Origin of the sequence: Corynebacterium senegalense (assembly GCF_900411315.1) — a bacterium.
GTDB lineage: Bacteria > Actinomycetota > Actinomycetes > Mycobacteriales > Mycobacteriaceae > Corynebacterium > Corynebacterium senegalense.
This window is the reverse complement of sequence record NZ_LS990887.1, coordinates 1,193,935-1,211,243: the sequence shown is the minus strand read 5'-3', so window position 1 is coordinate 1,211,243 and position 17,309 is coordinate 1,193,935. Positions and strand designations below refer to the sequence as shown.

The 17,309-nt window shown below is 67.8% G+C and carries 16 protein-coding genes and 1 tRNA gene; 6 read left to right on the top strand and 11 right to left on the bottom strand.

Annotated features, from left to right (window positions below; translation table 11 throughout):
• The first annotated feature begins 91 nt into the window (after nucleotides 1-91).
• Nucleotides 92-1,525: an ATP-binding protein gene (locus DYZ02_RS05940; protein ID WP_115685421.1), complete on the top strand. Its 1,434-nt coding sequence runs from the start codon at nucleotides 92-94 to the stop codon at nucleotides 1,523-1,525.
• A gap of 74 nt (nucleotides 1,526-1,599) precedes the next feature.
• Here the strand turns inward: DYZ02_RS05940 and DYZ02_RS05935 are convergent, their stop codons facing one another.
• Nucleotides 1,600-3,126, bottom strand: a complete 1,527-nt coding sequence (locus DYZ02_RS05935) for an adenylate/guanylate cyclase domain-containing protein (protein ID WP_115685420.1) — start codon at nucleotides 3,124-3,126, stop codon at nucleotides 1,600-1,602.
• A gap of 57 nt (nucleotides 3,127-3,183) precedes the next feature.
• Between DYZ02_RS05935 and DYZ02_RS05930 the strand changes: the two genes are divergently transcribed.
• Nucleotides 3,184-4,383 carry a DNA polymerase III subunit delta' gene (locus DYZ02_RS05930; RefSeq protein ID WP_115685419.1) on the top strand — a complete coding sequence of 400 codons (1,200 nt, stop codon included), beginning with the start codon at nucleotides 3,184-3,186 and terminating at the stop codon, nucleotides 4,381-4,383.
• Between the two features lie 81 nt (nucleotides 4,384-4,464).
• A tRNA-Thr gene (locus DYZ02_RS05925) sits at nucleotides 4,465-4,540 on the top strand.
• A gap of 58 nt (nucleotides 4,541-4,598) precedes the next feature.
• Here the strand turns inward: DYZ02_RS05925 and DYZ02_RS05920 are convergent.
• Together DYZ02_RS05920 and DYZ02_RS05915 are read right to left on the bottom strand one after the other, a co-directional pair.
• On the bottom strand, nucleotides 4,599-5,054 hold the full coding sequence (locus tag DYZ02_RS05920; RefSeq protein ID WP_115685418.1) for a DUF4442 domain-containing protein: 456 nt from the start codon (nucleotides 5,052-5,054) through the stop codon (nucleotides 4,599-4,601).
• A 66-nt stretch (nucleotides 5,055-5,120) separates the two neighbouring features.
• Nucleotides 5,121-6,788, bottom strand: coding sequence for an AMP-binding protein (locus DYZ02_RS05915; protein ID WP_115685417.1), 1,668 nt, complete (start codon nucleotides 6,786-6,788; stop codon nucleotides 5,121-5,123).
• Nucleotides 6,789-7,035: 247 nt separating this feature from the next.
• Here DYZ02_RS05915 and DYZ02_RS05910 point away from each other — a divergent pair, with 247 nt between their 5' ends.
• Genes DYZ02_RS05910 through DYZ02_RS05900 form a run of 3 tightly spaced genes read left to right on the top strand, consistent with a single transcriptional unit; the run spans nucleotide 7,036 to nucleotide 9,695 of the window.
• Nucleotides 7,036-7,899 carry a GDSL-type esterase/lipase family protein gene (locus DYZ02_RS05910; protein WP_115685416.1) on the top strand — a complete coding sequence of 288 codons (864 nt, stop codon included), beginning with the start codon at nucleotides 7,036-7,038 and terminating at the stop codon, nucleotides 7,897-7,899.
• Between the two features lie 21 nt (nucleotides 7,900-7,920).
• Nucleotides 7,921-9,027, top strand: coding sequence for an S-(hydroxymethyl)mycothiol dehydrogenase (locus DYZ02_RS05905; protein ID WP_115685415.1), 1,107 nt, complete (start codon nucleotides 7,921-7,923; stop codon nucleotides 9,025-9,027).
• 41 nt (nucleotides 9,028-9,068) lie between these two features.
• Nucleotides 9,069-9,695, top strand: coding sequence for an MBL fold metallo-hydrolase (locus DYZ02_RS05900; protein WP_115685414.1), 627 nt, complete (start codon nucleotides 9,069-9,071; stop codon nucleotides 9,693-9,695).
• Nucleotides 9,696-9,716: 21 nt separating this feature from the next.
• Here DYZ02_RS05900 and DYZ02_RS05895 read toward each other — a convergent pair whose 3' ends face one another.
• Genes DYZ02_RS05895 through DYZ02_RS05860 form a run of 8 tightly spaced genes read right to left on the bottom strand, consistent with a single transcriptional unit; the run spans nucleotide 9,717 to nucleotide 17,273 of the window.
• The gene (locus DYZ02_RS05895) at nucleotides 9,717-10,061 is read right to left on the bottom strand and encodes a DUF2304 domain-containing protein (RefSeq protein ID WP_115685413.1); all 345 of its coding nucleotides are present in this window, start codon (nucleotides 10,059-10,061) and stop codon (nucleotides 9,717-9,719) included.
• The gene (locus DYZ02_RS05890; RefSeq protein WP_115685412.1) at nucleotides 10,058-10,756 is read right to left on the bottom strand and encodes a glycosyltransferase family 2 protein; all 699 of its coding nucleotides are present in this window, start codon (nucleotides 10,754-10,756) and stop codon (nucleotides 10,058-10,060) included. The genes DYZ02_RS05895 and DYZ02_RS05890 overlap by 4 nt, the downstream gene beginning before the upstream one ends.
• Nucleotides 10,757-10,769: 13 nt before the next feature.
• Entirely contained in the window at nucleotides 10,770-11,606 is an 837-nt protein-coding gene (locus DYZ02_RS05885; RefSeq protein WP_115685411.1) for a glycosyltransferase, read from the bottom strand.
• Between the two features lie 39 nt (nucleotides 11,607-11,645).
• The gene (rfbA, locus tag DYZ02_RS05880; protein ID WP_115685410.1) at nucleotides 11,646-12,509 is read right to left on the bottom strand and encodes a glucose-1-phosphate thymidylyltransferase RfbA; all 864 of its coding nucleotides are present in this window, start codon (nucleotides 12,507-12,509) and stop codon (nucleotides 11,646-11,648) included.
• A gap of 3 nt (nucleotides 12,510-12,512) precedes the next feature.
• Nucleotides 12,513-13,838 carry a sugar nucleotide-binding protein gene (locus DYZ02_RS05875; RefSeq protein ID WP_115685409.1) on the bottom strand — a complete coding sequence of 442 codons (1,326 nt, stop codon included), beginning with the start codon at nucleotides 13,836-13,838 and terminating at the stop codon, nucleotides 12,513-12,515.
• Nucleotide 13,839: 1 nt separating this feature from the next.
• On the bottom strand, nucleotides 13,840-14,826 hold the full coding sequence (gene rfbB / locus DYZ02_RS05870) for a dTDP-glucose 4,6-dehydratase (protein ID WP_115685408.1): 987 nt from the start codon (nucleotides 14,824-14,826) through the stop codon (nucleotides 13,840-13,842).
• Between the two features lie 9 nt (nucleotides 14,827-14,835).
• Nucleotides 14,836-16,026, bottom strand: coding sequence for a hypothetical protein (locus DYZ02_RS05865; protein ID WP_115686394.1), 1,191 nt, complete (start codon nucleotides 16,024-16,026; stop codon nucleotides 14,836-14,838).
• Nucleotides 16,023-17,273 (bottom strand): M1 family metallopeptidase, encoded by a 1,251-nt coding sequence (locus DYZ02_RS05860; RefSeq protein ID WP_115685407.1) that lies wholly within the window; start codon nucleotides 17,271-17,273, stop codon nucleotides 16,023-16,025. The genes DYZ02_RS05865 and DYZ02_RS05860 overlap by 4 nt, the downstream gene beginning before the upstream one ends.
• Nucleotides 17,274-17,309: the final 36 nt, after the last annotated feature.

The window sequence follows — 17,309 nt, the reverse complement described above, 5'->3', positions numbered from 1 at the left end:
CGGACGAGCTTCATATCGATCTTCACAAAAGTCTTCACACCTAATAAGATGAGTATGAAGCTAAGTGTGAAGCTCAAGTCGAGGAGGGCACGTGGAGAGTGCTGAACTGGGGAAGATTATCGGTGACCTGAGGATCATCGGCACTGATAAACAGCGAATTGAAGTGAAGAGTGGCATTGGGAAAGATGCCAGGGCAACTCTCAGTGCGTTTTCAAACGCGAACGGGGGAATCCTGATTGTCGGTGTGAGCGAGGCGGACGGGTTTGCCCCAGTTCCCAATTTCGATGCACGCGTCTCGCAAGACCAGCTGGAACAGCGATGCGCCCAGCTGTCGCCCCCTGTGCGGCCGAACATCGACCTTGTTCCTTTGGAGGATGTTGTCGTGCTGGTTGCTGAAGTGAAAGAGCTCTCCAGCATAGACAAGCCGTGCTACGTGACGGACCAGGGGCAATATAACGGCAGTTACATCCGCACGGGTGATGGAGACACTCGGCTGACGAAATACGAAGTGGATCGACTTCTCGAGGAGAAGGTTCAGCCCAAATGGGATGAGGAACCGGTCGCGGAGGCATCTATGTCGGATGTCGATGATGGGGTGCTGGCCGCATACCTGCGGCTGCAGGAAGAACGGCGCCCCAAGACCTTTGCACAGGGAAAGGATACTGCTCTCCGCCGTTTACGCTTGGCGCGGCAAGGATCTCCCACCCTAGCCTCCCTGCTCGTCATGGGGGATTATCCGCAAGAGTTCTATCCGCGGCTGTGCGTTACCTTCGCTCTCTTTCCCGGAACACGGAAGGGTGAGATCACGGAAGGGCAGCGCCTTCTGGACTCCGAGACTATTACGGGCAACATCCCTGAACTGGTGTCCCAGGCGCTGGCGGTTGTGAAACGCAACATGAGAACAGGGGCCATGATTGAGGGGGCTTTTCGACGCGATGTCCCCGACTATCCCGAAATTGCGGTGCGTGAAGCAGTTGTGAACGCTCTCATGCACCGAGACTATTCACCGTATTCCCTCGGGAGCCCGGTGCAGATCAACATGTTCGTGGACCGGTTGGAAATCTCGAGTCCCGGAGGTCTCTACGGGGGAGTTACTGTAAACAACCTCGGGGAGCCAGGGGTTAGCTCGACGAGGAATCAGCGGATCGCCACCCTCCTGGAAGACGTGCGTTTTCCCGGTGGAGGTGCCGTTGCGGAGAACCGCGGCACTGGAATAGACGCCATGCGAAACGCATTGGCTAAAGCGCTGATGCCGGAGCCCGTCTACACGAATACGCTCAACAGCTTCACGGTGACTTTCTCCCGTCGCAGGGTTGCTCCCCAGGAGCGGTACGGGACTGCTCGGGATGTTGTCCAAGGCCACTTGGAATCTATGGTGTCTGCCTCTACCGCCGAACTCGTTGCCGCGACAAAGTTGAGTCGTTCCTCTGTATTGAACTCCCTGAACTCGTTAATCGAAGAAGGGGTCGTCGAGCGGACAGAGCCCTCGCGCAGCCCTAAGCAGCGCTACCGCCTGAGGATCTGAATTTGTCCGTCGCTTCATACCTAACATCACAATTGAGAAGTTCATTGTGAAGGTAGCTGCGAAGCGCGGCGTCCCTAGTAGCGGTCCGCCAGCGTCGCCCGCACGGGGCGCGCCAGCTGCGTCATGCGGTTGCGCCCGCGCAGCTCGATCGATTTCATCAGCGTCCAGCGCTGCTGCTCGACCTCGTTGGCGGCGCGCAGCGTGGCGGCGTTGGTGAGCACCTGGCCGGGGGTGTCCTTGGCCAGCTCGGTGAGGCGGGCGGCGGCGTTGACGGCGTCGCCGATGACGGTGTACTCGAAGCGGTCGGAGCCGCCGATGTGGCCGGCGACGACGTGTCCGGAGGCGACGCCGACGCCCGCCTGGAGCTGCAGGCCGAGCATTTCCTCGCGCAGTTCGCGGGCGGCCTGGAGGGCGTGGGAGGTGGCGTCGTGAAGCGCGATGGGCGCGCCGAAGACCGCGAGCGCGGCGTCGCCCTCGAACTTGTTGATCACGCCCTTGTTGCGGTGCACGACCTCGACGACGACCTCGAAGAAGTCGTTGAGCGCGGAGACGACCTCCTCCGGGGTGTGGTCGACGGCGAAGGTAGTCGAGCCGACGACGTCGACAAAGACGACGGCGACCTTGCGGTCCTCGCCGCCGAGCTCCGGCTTTTCTTCGAGGGCCTTCTGGGCGACCTCGATGCCGACGTAGCGGCCGAAGATGTCGCGGACGCGCTGGCGCTCGTTGAGCCCGCGCATCATCTCGTTGAAGCCGGCCTGGAGCACGCCGATCTCGGAGCCGTCGTAGATGTCCACCTGGGTGTCCGACTCGCCGCGGCGCACCCGGTTGATGGCCTCCTGCAGCTCCTTGATCGGGTCCACCACGCTCATGATGGCGAAGGTCGTGCCGACGATGCCCGTCACCAGGGCCGTCACCGCGAGCGCCGCGACCGCCGGCATGAGGGAGCCGGGGGTGTTGGTGAAGAAGTTGTTGCGCTGGGCCCAGTAGAGCAGCAGCACGCCGAGCAGCGGGAAGCCCGTGGTGGTGAACCAGGTGAAGAACAGCCGGGTCGCGATGGGCGGCTCGAGGGTCGAGTCCTCGAAGCGGCGGGCGAGCGCGCTCGCCGCGATCGGGCGGACCAGGCGGGCGGCCTGGACGTAGGTGAGGATCGCCACGATCATGCAGGCCATGAGCGTGGAGACGACCACCACGACGGTCAGCCGTGTGCTGATGCGCGCGGCGGTGAACCCCGCGATGGCGATGCCGATGAGCCACACGGCCACCACGACCCACGTCTGCAGCCCGGGCAGCCGCATGACGAGGTTGCGCACCATGTTCGGGTCGTGGCCCTCCGGGTTGCGCTGCCACTCCAGCACCGGCCGGAACAGCAGGAACGTGACCACCATGCCGATGACCACAGCCACGACGAAGTAGGCCACGCCGACGTAGCCCATCCCGTTGTCCGCGACGGAGAGCGACTCCACCTCGGGGACGGGGATGAGGAAGCGGATGAAGAGCATGATCGCCAGCGCGCCGACGACGTTGGTGCCCAGGACTGTCGCCGCGTAGAGGGGCCACGAGGTGCCCCACAGCCACTTCACGCTGCGCCAGAATCTGTCCATGTCCACATACTCTAATGGGATGGTTCACCCGGCGGGCGAACAAGTAGTGTGTCTGGTGTGACGTACAGGAGCGTGAGCGACAGGCTCGCCGACACCCCGCGGGTGCACGATGCCATCATGGCCGCGGCGGCCGCCGCGCGCGGCATCGGCGACCCGCGCGCGATGACCCATTCGTGGCTGTTCACCGGCCCGCCCGGCTCGGGCCGCTCCACCACCGCGAAGGCCTTCGCCGCCGCCCTCGTGTGCACCGACCCCGAGGTCGTCGGCTGCGGCCGCTGCAAGGGCTGCCTCGACGCCTTCGCCGACGCCCACACCGACATCGTCCACGTCGTGCCCAAGGAGCTGGTCATCCACGTCGAGGCGATGCGCGACATCGTGCACCAGGCGGCCCGCCTGCCGACGGTTGCGAACTGGCGCGTCATCATCATCGACGACGCCGACCGCTTCACCGAGCAGGCCGCCGACGCCGTCCTCAAGACCGTCGAGGAGCCCCCCGCCCGCACCGTCATCATCCTCTCCGCCCCCTCGACCGACCCGGAGGACTTCTCCCAGACGCTGCGCTCGCGCTGCCGCCACCTCTACATCCCCGCCCCCTCGACCGAGGAGATCGTGCGCATCCTCACCGAGGAGGAGGGGGCCACGCTTCCCGACGCCCAACTCGCCGCCGCCACCTCCCTGCGCCACATCGGCCGCGCCCGCCTCCTGGTCAAGAACAAGGACGTCCAGGCCCGCCGCGCCCAGGCGATCAACCTCGCGGAGCTCGTCTTCCACGGCGACCAGGCCTTCCAGGCCGTGGGCACCCTCATCGCCGCGGCGAAAAAGGAATCCGTCTCCGCGTACTCCGCGGCGGACGAGCAGGAGCGGGAGAAGCTCGCCCAGGCCCTCGGGGTGGGCGCCAGGGGCAAGGGCGCGGCGAAGGCGCTGCGCGGCAGTGAGGCGTCGATAAGCGAGCTCGAGGCGCGGCAGAAGAAGCGCGGGACCCGGCGCAACCGCGACGTCCTCGACCTCACCCTCGTCGACCTGGCCGGGGTGTACCGCGACGCGATGGTGCTCAAGAGCGGGGCGGACGTCGGTCTGACGCACCCCGACTTCGAGGGCCTGAGCGCCGAAATCGCCTCGAAGGTGAGCCTGGAGGGGCTGGTGGCGTGCCAGGACGCGATCGTGACCTGCCGCGAGAGCCTGGACCAAAACGTCCAGCCGACCATCGCGTTCAACGGGATGCTGGGGCGCATCCGCAAGGCCTGCAACGTCAAGTAACCTGCGGGTTTCACGGTTTTCCTGACTCTGGGTTAAGCTATGGCGCGGATTGCGTGCAGTGGTTGCAGTGCGCGCGGCCCGGCCACCTTAGCTCAGTCGGTAGAGCATCTCACTCGTAATGAGAAGGTCGCGAGTTCGATTCTCGCAGGTGGCTCCACCGAAACCCCAGCTAGACAGTGTTTCTAGCTGGGGTTTCGCTCATTCTTCGCGCCGGGTTACTTGTCCCGCTTGCGCCGGTAATACACCTGGCGCCGCACGTGCGCGACGACGTCGCCCTCCTCGTCGATCACGTCCGTGTCGAACCAGTGCAGGTACTTCTCGCCGCCGGCGGTCTTTTCCCTGATCAGGTCGTAGGTTTCGTCGGGGATGAGCATGGTCGCGGTGATCGTGCCCTTGCCGGGTTTGACGAACTTCGCCTCGCCCGCGACGTCCCACACCATGTAGTCCTTGCCCAGCCGCGCCATCGAGGCGAGCATGAAGAAGGGGTCGGTCATCGCCATGATGGTGCCGCCGAAGGCCGCCCCGACGGCGTTCTGGTTGAGCTTGGTGATCTTGTGCTTAACGACGACCTTGGAGCCGTCGTCGGCGAACTCCTTGACGCGGATCCCGGCGCCGAGGAAGGGCGGCCAGAGGAACATGAAGCGGCGCAGCAGTTTGGGGGAGAAGTGCATGGGGGCTCCTTTGCAGTGTACGTTCGCGTAGCGATTCTACGTGACGCACACCACACGCGGGTCAGTTTAGTCCTCCCTGGTGGAGGGAGGGAGGTGGCGGGCGACGACCTTGCCCGTGGCGTTGCGCGGCAGCAGGTCGACGAAGTTGACGTCGCGGGGGATGGAGTGGTCCGCCAGGTGGTCGCGGACCCAGTCACGGATGGATTGGGCGGTGAGGCGCCGGCCGTTCTCGTCGGCGGTACGCACGACCCACACAGCGACGCGCTTGAAGGTCGTTTCGTCGTCGACGCCGCCGGCGTGCAGCTCGTGGATGCCGGGCATGCGCTCGAGGACCTCGACGACGGACTGCGGGTGGACGTTCTCCCCGCCGACGATGATCATGTCGTCGCTGCGGGACAGGACGTGGAGGTGGCCCTTGTCGTCGAGGTAGCCCATGTCCCCGATGTCGACGAGCCCGTCGATGGTGACCATCTCCGCGTTGGGGTTGGAGTAGCCTGACAGGGCGGTCTCGTTGGTGAGGAAGATGCGCCCGACCTCGCCCCGGGGGACCTCGTTGCCCTCGTCGTCGTAGAGCCGGAGGATGGTTCCGGGCGGGATCTTGCCGGCGATGGTCGGGTCGGCGGCCACCATCTCGGCGGTGGCGCAGGCGGCGAGGGCGAGCTCGGTGGAGCCGTAGTAGTTCGCCAGGATGGGGCCGAAGCGGGCGTTGGTGCGCTCGACGAGCAGCGGCGTGAGCGCGTTGCCGGCAGAGGCGATGAACTGAAGGGTCGAGGTGTCCCACTTCTCATTGCCTGGCAGGTCGACCATGTGCTTGAAGAAGATGGGGGAGGACACCAGCCCGTCGCAGCGGTAGTTCTGGATCTGGCGGTAGACGTTCTCCGGGTCGAAGATGCGTTGGGTGACCACGGTGTTGCGGGTGGCAAACGCGATGTTGACGGCCGACCAGCCCCAGGTGTGGAACATCGAAGCGGTGATCTGGACGGTCATCGCGTTGCGCCAGGGCACCGTCTCCAGGTAGCCGCCCACGACGAAGGGGAGGAGCGGCTCGGGCCGCAGGATGCCCTTCGGCACGCCGGAGGTGCCGGAGGACATGAGCACGATGTTGCCGTGGCGGGGGAAGGCCGGAAGGGCGGGCAGGCCCTCGTCGCCGCGCAGGGCGATGCGGCGCAGCGTCTCCTCCGTCCCGTGGTCGCGGGAGGTGTGCGCCCAGATCACGGTGATGTCGCCGAGGGGCTCGGGGATGCGGTCGGCGAACTCGTCGTCGATGATGAGGACGTTGATGCCGTTTTCCTCGAAGATGCCCTCGAGCTGCTCGGGGGAGGAGCCGACGTTGAGGAGGAACAGCTCGGCGCCCGCGTAGCCCTTGGCGGCCATGGGCAGGATGATCCCCCGGCCGTTGCGCGCCATCACGCCGATGCGCAGGGTGTCCAGCCCGCGCTCCCGCTTGAGGTTGAGCAGCCACCGGGCGATGGTCTTGGACTGCTGCGCGAGCTGGCGGTAGGTGAGCAGCCCGTCGTCGTCGATAAGCGCCGTGCGCTCGGGCGCGGTGGCGAGGGCCGCCTCGACCTCGCGGGCGGTGGTGAAGCGGTAGCGCGCCAGCGTGGGCCCGGCGGTGAAGAGCGCCGAGATTTTTCCCTCGGGGCTGAGGATGCCCGCGCGCCCCGCGGCGGCGAGGAACTTGACCAGGGATGATGCGGTGAAGGCGGCGCGCTGGAGCGGATTGAGCGGGGGCATGGTATTCCTTAACTCGGGTGGGGTGGCGGTGCGGGTGGTAACGCTGGCGGCGAAAAGTTAGATTTTCACACTAGCAATCGTTTCGCATTGACAAAGTATTTCACTTCTCCCGCGCGAGCCAACTAGAGTGGCTCATGCTACTGAAGTGACGTATGTGACGACGTGCCGGGTGGCCCGTCGCCCGCAACCGACTCCCCGTGCCCCGCAGAGACACACAGAGACCCACAGAGACAGAGGACCTGACGCAATGACTGTTTCCCGGCCAGCTTCCCGAACCGCCTCCCGCCTCCGCCGCCGCCTCGCCGCGGCAGCCGCGGCGGCCGTCACCGCGCTCGCGTCGGCACCCGCCCTCCCGGCTGCCGACGCGCAGGAGCGCAACATGGTCATCTTCGGCGACTCCGTCATCGCCGACCCCAACGCGCCCCAGTGGGCGGCGGGCAAGCTCGGTCTGGACGCGCGCGGCTCGTCCAACATCAACACCTGGTGCCCCCAGAGCCCGACCAGCTGGGGCCGCCGCGCCGCCGCCAAGCTGGGCCTGCCCGCCTGGGACTACTCCTGCTCCGGCACCACCACGATCTCCCAGGGCCCGCAGCTGTTCTCCCAGGTGGACCGCGCCCTGCGCGACGGCGGGCTGAACCCGGCCACCGCCCGCGTGATCATCTCCACCGGCTTCAACGACACCTACAACAACGACGCTCGCCCGGACGCCGACGTGCGCCGGGACTTCGTCAACTACATGGCACCGCAGATCGCGAAGATCCGCACCGCCGCCCCGAACGCCCGCATCCAGTTCGTCGGCTACCCCAAGATCACCGCCGGCGACCGCGTCTGCCTGTTCCACGTCGCCCCGAACACCTCCGACTGGACCCAGCTCCCGCAGGTGCAGAAGTGGGAGGACCAGGCCCAGTGGATGCAGGTGGACGCCGCCCGCGCCACCGGCACCGAGTTTCTCGATCTCAAGCCCTCCACGTGGGGCAACCACATGTGCTCGCCGGACAGCCAGCGCATGTGGGCCGGCCTGGTCGATTTCTACGGCGGGCCGGGCAACCTGCCCATCCACGTCAACCAGCGCGGCCACGAGCACGTGGCGGGCGTGATCGCCGGTTCCTAAAGTTCCGCTACCCTCGGGCACATGAGCGAAATCGTTTCAGGAGTCATTGCCCGAGAAAAGGGAGCGCCCGTCGAGGTCGCGCGCATCCGCATCCCTGACCCCGGCCCCCACGACGTGGTGGTCAAGGTCCAGGCCACCGGGGTGTGCCACACCGACCTGGCCTACCGCGACGGCGACATCGCCGACGCCTTCCCCTTCCTCCTCGGCCACGAGTCGGCCGGGGTCGTCGAAAGCGTCGGCTCCGCGGTCACCCACGTCGCCGAGGGCGACTTCGTCGTGCTGAATTGGCGCGCCGTGTGCGGCGAGTGCCGCGCCTGCCGCACGGGCGACACGAAGAACTGCTTCAACACGCACAACGCGTCCGAGGCCATGACGCTTGACGACGCCCCCGATACCGTCCTCACCCCGGCCCTCGGCATCGGCTCGTTTGCGGAGAAGACGCTCGTGCACGAGAAGCAGTGCACGAAGGTCGACCCGGCCGAGGACCCCGCCGCCGCCGGGCTGCTCGGCTGCGGCGTCATGGCCGGCCTCGGCGCGGCGGTGAACACCGGCGCGATCCGGCGCGGCGAGTCCGTCGCCGTGTTCGGCCTGGGCGGGGTGGGCCTGGCCGCCGTGGCGGGGGCGAAGCTGGCGGGGGCCACCAGGATCATCGCGGTGGACGTCGACAAGCGAAAGTGCGAAGCCGCCGAGGCCACCTTCGGCGCGACCCACTCGATCCACGCCCGCGGGATGAGCGAGGAGGAGGTCATCGAGGCCGTGCGCGGGCTCACCGGCGGATTCGGCGCCGACGTCACCATCGACGCCGTCGGCATCCAGCCGACGTGGCGCCAGGCCTTCTACTCGCGCGACCACGCGGGCCGCATGGTCATGGTGGGCGTGCCGAACATGACCGACCACGTCGACATTCCCGCGATCGACCTCTACAGCCGCGGCGGCTCCATCAAGCCCGCCTGGTACGGCGACTGCCTGCCGGAGCGCGACTTCCCCGCCTACGTGGACCTGCACTTGCAGGGCCGCTTCCCGCTCGGCGAGTTCGTCTCCGAGCGCATCGGGGCGGACGACGTGGAGGAGGCCTTCGAGAAGATGAGGCGTGGCGACGTTCTGCGCAGCGTCGTCGAGTACACGTAGCCGAGAACACGTAGCCGAGAACACGGAGAGAGGAGCAGGTTATGGCTTTGCAGATTGACAACGTTGTCACCTCGGGCATCTTCGCCCTCGACGGCGGCGAGTGGGAGGTGGACAACAACGTCTGGATCGTCGGCGACGACACCGAGGTCTACATCATCGACGCCGCACACGACGCCCAAGCCATCGCCCGCGCCGTGGGGGACCGCCGGGTCAAGGGCATCATCGCCACCCACGGGCACAACGACCACGTCGACGCCGCGCCCGAGCTGAGCACGCTTGTCGACGCCCCCGTGCTCCTCCACCCCGGCGACGACATGCTGTGGCGGGCGGAGAACCCCGACTTCGACTTCGAGCCCATCTCGGACGGCCAGGTCTTCCGGATCGCGGGGACGGAGCTGAAGGCCCTGTCCACCCCGGGCCACTCGCCCGGCTCCATCGTGCTCTACGCGGAGGAGGCGGGGGAGTTGTTCTCCGGCGACACCCTGTTCCAGGGCGGGCCGGGCGCGACGGGGCGCTCCTACTCCTCCTTCGACACGATCATCGACTCGCTGCAGAAGCGGGTGCTTGACCTCCCCGCCGAGACGGTGGTGCGCACCGGCCACGGGGAGCACACGACTATTGGGGCGGAGGCCCCGCACCTGGAGGAGTGGATCCGGCGGGGCTACTAAAGGGCGCTGTTAGAGACGGCGCTACTTGACCTCGCGGCGCTCGGGGGCGACTGCGTTCTGCAGCGCCACGGCGCGCGCCAGGCGGGCGTAGCGCAGCTCCTGCTCGCGGAAGCGCGTCCACGTGGACAGCGTGGTGAAGAAGAAGGCCACGATGAGCACGTAGAGCATGAGGTCGGTGCCGCGGTCAACGCCGAGCCAATTGGCCACCACGGTGACGTCATCGGGCCGGAGGATGGCCCACACGGCGGCGACGACGAGGCCGACGAAGCCGATCTTCACCCACGCCTTGGCGTTCGCCTTGCGGCGGTTGGTGAAGAAGTAGAGCACAAGCAGCAGCGCCGCGATGAGCAGCAGGACCTGGATCATGGCAGCCTCCTTGCGACGATGCCGTCGGCCAGGATGTTGACGCCGTTGATCAGCGACTGGCCCTTGCTCATCGAGTATTCGGTGTAGAGGATGTCCACCGGCTCCTCGGCGACGCGCCAGCCCTGCTGGTCGATCATCGCGACGATCTCGGAGGCGTGGGACATCCCGTTCATGCGGATGTTCATCTCGTCCGCGACCTTCTTGTTGAAGGCCCGGAGACCGTTGTGGGCGTCGGAAAGCCCGAGGCGGCGGGTGCGCGGCGAGAGCAGGACCACGGTCTTGAGCACCACGCGCTTGATCCAGGGCACCTGGGTGTTCTCCTGGCCCGCGAAGCGGGTGCCCACCACGATGTCGATCGGCTCGGTTCGCAGCCGCTGCACCATCTTCACCACGTCCTTGACCTGGTGCTGGCCGTCCGCGTCGAAGGTGACGAAGTAGCGCGCGCCGGGCTGGGCGCGGGCGTACTCCACACCCGTCTGAATGGCAGCCCCCTGCCCCAGGTTGACCGGGTGGTTGACCAGGTGCGCGCCCGCCGCGTGGATCGCCGCGGCGGAGTTGTCCTTCGATCCGTCGTTGACGGCGACGATGTTCGGGAAGGTTTCGCGGGCATGCTCGATGACCGACTGGATTACCTGCCCCTCGTTGAAACAGGGGATAACCAGCCAGGTGTCCGAGAAATCCTGGGTATCGTTCATGGCACGCACCACGTTACCCCCCGCGGTGGAAAAGTTTGGCGTACACACGGGTCAGCAGCGACTTGGGAAGCAGCCGGTAGGCGGTGCGCGCCACGAGGTTGGCCCGCGCCCGCCACGGGGAGACGAGCCCGTAGGAGACGAGGTTCGCCTGCATCTCGCGCTCTGCGGCGAACATCTCCCGGCCGGTGCGGCGGGCGAACTGGGCGGGGCTGACCCGGAAGTAAGTCAGGGGCTCTGGCAGATTGTGCAGCCTGCGCCCGGAGGCGATGAGGCGCGCCCACAGGTCGTAGTCCTCCATGAAGTGCACGCCCCGGTAGCCGCCGGCGGCGGCGACGTCGGCGGTGCGCAGCATGACGGATGGGTGGTTCAGCGGGGAGTTGATGAGGGCGTAGCGGGCGATCTCCTCGTGCGTGGTGGGCAGGGCGCGCACCCGCAGGGAGGCGGGGTCGCCCAGCTCGGACTCGTCCTGGAACTCGGTGACGGCGGTGCCGAGGGCGGCGACCTCGGGGTGGGCCTCCATGAACTCCAGCTGCCTTTCCAGCCGCTCGGGGTAGGCGATGTCGTCGGTGTCCAGGCGCAGGACGTAGTCGGAGGTGATGGTCTCCAGGCCAGCCTGCAGGGCGGGGCCGAGGCCGCGGTTGTCGGGCAGCTCGACAACGCGCGCGCGGGCGCCGGGCTTGTCGACGTACCCGCGCACCGCCTCGGAGACCTCCCCGCTCACCGGGCCGTCGTAGACGAGCACGATCTCGTCGGCGGGCCGGGTCTGGGCGAGCAGGGAGTCGAGCGCCGCGCGCAGCTCCCCGGCGGGGGTGCCGCGGTAGATGGACATGAGAGCGGAAACGGTTGCCACGGGCGCATATCATAGTCGCGCCCGCCCGCTCAGCCGATCCTAGTCCCGCGCGGCGTCGAGGAGGTAGCGGCCGTAGCCGGACTTCAGCGTCGCCTCCCCGAGGGCGACGAGCTCCGCACGGGAGATGAACCCCTCGCGGTAGGCGGCGACCTCGGGGGAGCCAATGACGGTGCCGGTGCGCTTCTGGATCACTTCGACGTAGGCGCTGGCTTCCGCCATCGAGTCGATGGTGCCGGTGTCGAGCCACACGTCGCCGCGGTGCAGGCGGTGCACCTTGAGCGCGCCGCGGCGCAGGTACTCCTCGTTGACCGAGGTGATCTCCAGCTCGCCGCGCGCACTCGGCGTCACGGACTTGGCGATGTCCACCACGTCGTTGTCGTAGAAGTACAGGCCGACCACCGCGAAGTTCGACTTCGGCTCGGCGGGCTTTTCCTCGATGGAGGTCGCGGTGCCCGCCTCGTTGAAGGCGACGACGCCGTAGCGCTGCGGGTCGGAGACCTCGTAGGCGAAGATGGCGCCGCCGTCGACCTCGCCGATGGAGCCGAGGATCTCGGTCAGGCCGGTGCCCTCGAAGATGTTGTCGCCCAGCACGAGGGCCACCGAGTCGTCGCCGATGAACTCCTCGCCGATGATGAATGCCTGGGCCAGGCCGTCCGGGGAGGGCTGCACGGCGTAGTCCAGCATGATGCCGAACTGGGAGCCGTCGCCGAGGAGGCGTCGGAAAGCGTCGGCGTCCTCAGGGGTGGTGATGACCAGGATCTCCCGGATCCCCGCGCTGATGAGCGTGGACAGCGGGTAGTAGATCATCGGCTTGTCGTAGACGGGCATGAGCTGTTTCGAGATGCCCCGGGTGATCGGATAGAGGCGCGTTCCCGAGCCGCCGGCGAGGATGATTCCCTTCACTGCTCAGCCCTCCCGCAGCGCCAGGTAGATCGCCAGGGCGGCGCGCCAGTTGGAAGGCGAGAACCCGGTGGCCTTGATCTTGTCCAGGCTCAGGGTGGACTCGCGGGGCCGCGGCGCCTCGGGGCCCACGAGCTCGGCGTACTGGGCGGAGGTGACGGGGTGGACGTCCGCCGGGTCGCCGCCGCAGCCGGCGAAGACCGCCATCGCGATCTCGTCGCGCCCCGCGGTGTCGCCCTCGGAGGTGAGGTTGTACACCCCGTACTCCGCGCCCGTGGCGAGCAGGTGCGCGATGCCCTTCGCCAGGTCCTCGGCGGAGGTGGGGCGGCCCCGCTGGTCGCAGACCACGCTCGGGCTTACCCCCCGGGCGTGCAGCCGCGCCATGGTGTCCATGAAGTTCGCGCCCTCGCCGAAGACCCAGGAGGTGCGGATGACGTAGTGCCGGCGCGTCGTCTGCGCCGCGGTGTCGCCCGCGGCCTTGGAGGTGCCGTAGGCCGACAGTGGGGAGGGCAGCTCGGCTTCGTCGTGCACCTCGACCGTGCCGTCGAAGATGTAGTCGCTCGAGACGTGCACGAGGGTCAGGTCGTGCTCGTCGGCGATGCGGGCCAGGCCCGCCACGGCGGTCGCGTTGACGGCCCACGCGCCCGCGCGGTCGGTCTCGGCACCGTTGACGTCGTTGTAGGCGGCGCAGTTGATGATCGCCCAGTAGCCTGACCAGTCGCGCTCGCCGGGGTCCGTGATGTCGAACTCCTCGCGGATGAAAAAGTCCGCCTCGGCGTCGGTGTACACCGCGCGCAGGGCCCGGCCGAGCTGGCCGTTCGCGCCGGTGACGAGGATTTTCCGGGGTGGGACCGGGGTGGCGTCGGCAAGCGCGGGGTGCTCTTTGTCCGCCTCCGAGAGCTCGGTGGGTGTGAGCGGCCACTCGATCTCGCGGTAGGAGCAGAAGGCGTAGGCCCCGTTCGGGTTGTAGCGCTGATTGACGAGGTAGATGTAGCTGGTGGCGTCCTCGAGGGCCTGGAAACCGTTGGCCACCCCGCGCGGGACGAACACCGCGGTGCCGGGGCCGATCTCCACCCCGAATGTCGCACCAAAGGTGGCCGAGCCCTCCCGCATGTCCACCCACGCGCCGTACACGCGCCCATTCGCCACCGACACCCACTTGTCCCACGGCTCGGCGTGCATGCCGCGGGTCGCACCGCGCCGGGCGTTGAAGCTGACGTTGTTCTGCACGGGCCGCAGCTTCTGGCCCGCCCAGTTCTCCTTGAACCAGCCGCGGTTGTCGGCGTGGACCGTCAGCTCGTGGACCTCGAGTCCCTCGATGGGGGTGTTCATCTCACTGCCCGCTTTCCGCATATCGCTTCTCGACGCCTTCCTTCGCGCCCCTCCACCATGCCTCGTTGTCCCGGTACCACGCGATCGTCTTCTCCAGCCCGTCGCGCAGCCCGGCGGTGTAGCGCGGCGCCCAACCCAGCTCGGCGGTGAGCTTGGCGGCGTCCATGGCGTAGCGCTGGTCGTGGCCCGGCCGGTCCGCCACGTGCTCGAAGCTGCCGCCCATGATCTCGCAGATCATTTCGATGACCTGCTTGTTCGAGGTCTTCTCCAGGCCCGCGCCGATGTTGTAGGTCTCCCCGGCCCGGCCGCGCTCGAGGATGGCCAGGACGGCGTCGTTGTGGTCGTCGACGTGGATCCAGTCGCGCACCTGGGCGCCGGTACCGTAAAGCTTGGCGGGGCGCCCGTCGAGGATGTTGGTGATCTGGCGGGGGATGAACTTCTCGATGTGCTGGTAGGGCCCGTAGTTGTTGGAGCAGTTCGAGATCGTCGCGTTGACGCCGAAGCTGCGCACCCACGCGCGCACCAGGTGGTCCGAGCCGGCCTTGGTGGCCGAGTACGGGCTCGACGGGTTGTAGGGCGTGGTCTCGGTGAACTTCTCCTCGCCCTCGACAGGCAGGTCGCCGAAGACCTCGTCGGTGGAGATGTGGTGCAGGCGCGTGCCGTGCCGGCGCACCGCCTCGAGCAGGGTGAAGGTGCCCACCACGTTGGTGGTGACGAAGGGGGAGGGGTCGCGCAGCGAGTTGTCGTTGTGCGACTCCGCGGCGAAGTGCACGACGGTGTCGCAGCCGCCCACCAGCTCGTCGACGAGCGCTGCGTCGGTGACGCTGCCGCGGACGAACTCGGCGTCGCAGCCGTCGAGGTTGGCCAGGTTGCCGGCGTAGGTCAGCGTGTCGAGCACCACCACCTCGGCCAGGTCGCGCTCGCGCACCATGCGCACGAAGTTCGACCCGATGAAACCGGCGCCGCCGGTAACCAGCATTGTTCCCATGTGGTGTAACTATACGGCCCGGGCTGCGGTACGGGACAGGCCGACCGCGTGCACCGCGGAGCCGGCGAGCGGCCCCGCGAACAGCGCGATGACCACCGTGGCGACCACGCCGAAGGGGAGGGCGAACATGAGCGCGAACGCCACCACCGAGGCGACGATCCACCCAGCGACGTACCAGCCGTGCTTCTCCTGGGCCAGCACGGCCACGCCCGTGACCATGAGAGCCCCCATGAACGCCGAGGCGAAGGTCAGCGCCCCGAGGACCACGCCGGGCACGAACATCTCCGGCTTGAAGGCCGCGCGCAGGATCCACGGGCCGATCAGCCAGGCGGCCGCGAAGCCGACGGCGCCGACGCCGAGAACCGCCGCGATCGGGCCCGCCAGTGCCGCGTAGACCCGATCGCGCTGCTCCACGAAGCGCACCACCAGCGCCGACTGGAAACGCTGCAGGGGCACGAGAACGGGGGCGCGGGTGAGGATGACCGCGTTGATGATCGCGGAGACAGCCGCGCCCTCGGACAGGGGAAACGCCGCGTTCGCCGCCGTGGGGAAACCCGTGATCAGCGCCGCCGACGCGCCCGAGGCGAGCATCGCCGAGCCGACACGCCGGGCGAACGCACGCTTGTCGACGTCCACCGCCGCGCGCAGGTCCCGCCTCAGAAACAGCACCCAGCTCACCGCGCCGACCACCGTGATGACCAGGAAGGCCGGCAGCCCCCAGCCGGCCCACCACGCCACGAGCGCGAGCACCAGTCTTACCCCGGAGTCCAGCGCCACCAGCCCCGCGTAGCGGTCCCACAGCCGCGCGCCGCTGAGCACGCCGGACAGCGCCGCCTGGAAGACGTAGCTGGCCAGGCCGAAAATCAACAGAGCGGTGGCCGGCGCGGGCGCGGAGGGAACGACCCCGGGCATGAACACCGCCCCGCCCGCCAGGAAGGCCAGGAAGATACCCGCGGCGAGGGCGGCGGCGAAGCGCCACGGGCTGGCGTCGCCGGCGCGACCCGATTCGCGGGAGGCGGCAACGGCACGGGTGGTCTCGTGCGTGATGCCGTCGATGAGCCCCGCGGAGGCGAAGAACAGGCCCCAGAAGGCCGCGAAGTAGCGGTAGTCCGTGTCGGCGTCGAGCGCCCACTGCGCCACCCAGAGGACAACGAACCCGGAAACAGCGGCGAAGACGGTGGCCAGCGACAGCTTCTTCACGGGCACTCCGGGAGCTCGGGGTGGTTGAGCCAGGCGTCCATGATCGCGTCGATCCCCGCTTCGTCGCCGTAGGGCTTCAGCGCGTTGGCGAGGTCGAAGGGCTCCACGATCCCGTGGGCGTTCTTGGCCACGTAGTCCCGCACGCCCCGGAAGAAGCCTTGGTCGCCGATGTGGCGTCGTAAAGCGTGCAGCGTGATGGCCCCGCGCTTGTACACGCGGTCGTCGAACATGTGGCGCGCGCCCGGGTTGCCCAGCAGGAAGTTCTGCGGGGTGAGGCTATCGTAGTGGGCGCGCACCGAGTCGTCGATGGGCGTGCCCGTGTGCTCGGCCCAGAGCCACTCCGCGTAACAGGCGAAGCCCTCGTTGAGCCAGATGTCGTTCCACTGCGCGATGCCCAGCGAGTTGCCGAACCACTGGTGGGCCAGCTCGTGGGCAATGAGGCGCTCGTTGCCGCGCAGGTGGTTGCGGCCGAAGATCGCCATCCCCTGGGCCTCGAGCGGGATCTCGAGGATGTCCTCGGTGACCACCACCTCGTAGCGCTCGAAGGGGTACGGGCCGAACAGCTCGCTGAAGAACTCCAGCATCTCCTGCTGCTTGTGCAGGTCGTGCGGGTGCGTGCCGTGGGGCAGCCAGGCGAAGGTGTCGGGGCCGAGACGGTGGCGCTTGTACTCGCCGACCTGCACCGTGGCCAGGTAGGACGCCATCGGGCGGGCGGTGAAGTTCGTCACCGCCGTGTAGTTCTGGTCCGCGCGGACGCGGAAGGAGTAGGTCGCCTTCTCGTCCGGGGTGTCATCGCAGGGGAACCACGTCGAGGCCCCGTGCGGCTGGTTCGCTACCAGCGCGCCGTTGCTCAGCTCCTCCCAGCCCAGAGAGCCCCACGGGGAGCGCTTCGTGCCGGGGTTGCCCGTGTAGCGGATGGAGAGGAGGAACTCGGTGTCCACCGGCACGGGCTGGGCGAAGCTGATGCGCAGCTTGCCGCCCGACTGGCGGAACTTGGACACCCGGATCCCCCCGGTCGCCTCGACCCGCCGCGCCGACATGTTCTCGTGCAGGTCGAGCGTCATGTGGGGCAGGTCGCGCCAGTTGGTCAGGGTGAGCGTGGCCGTGGCGTCCAGCCGGTTCGGGCCCACCTTGTAGTCCATGTCGAGGTCGTAGTGGGTGACATGGAACCCCAGGTTGAACTCGACCCCCGTGTACTCGTCTCGGATGCCGGGGATCGGGGTTGAGCGCAGCCTGTGGGATTTCACCCGGGATAGTCTAGCGCCCCCGGCACCCTTGGAGGT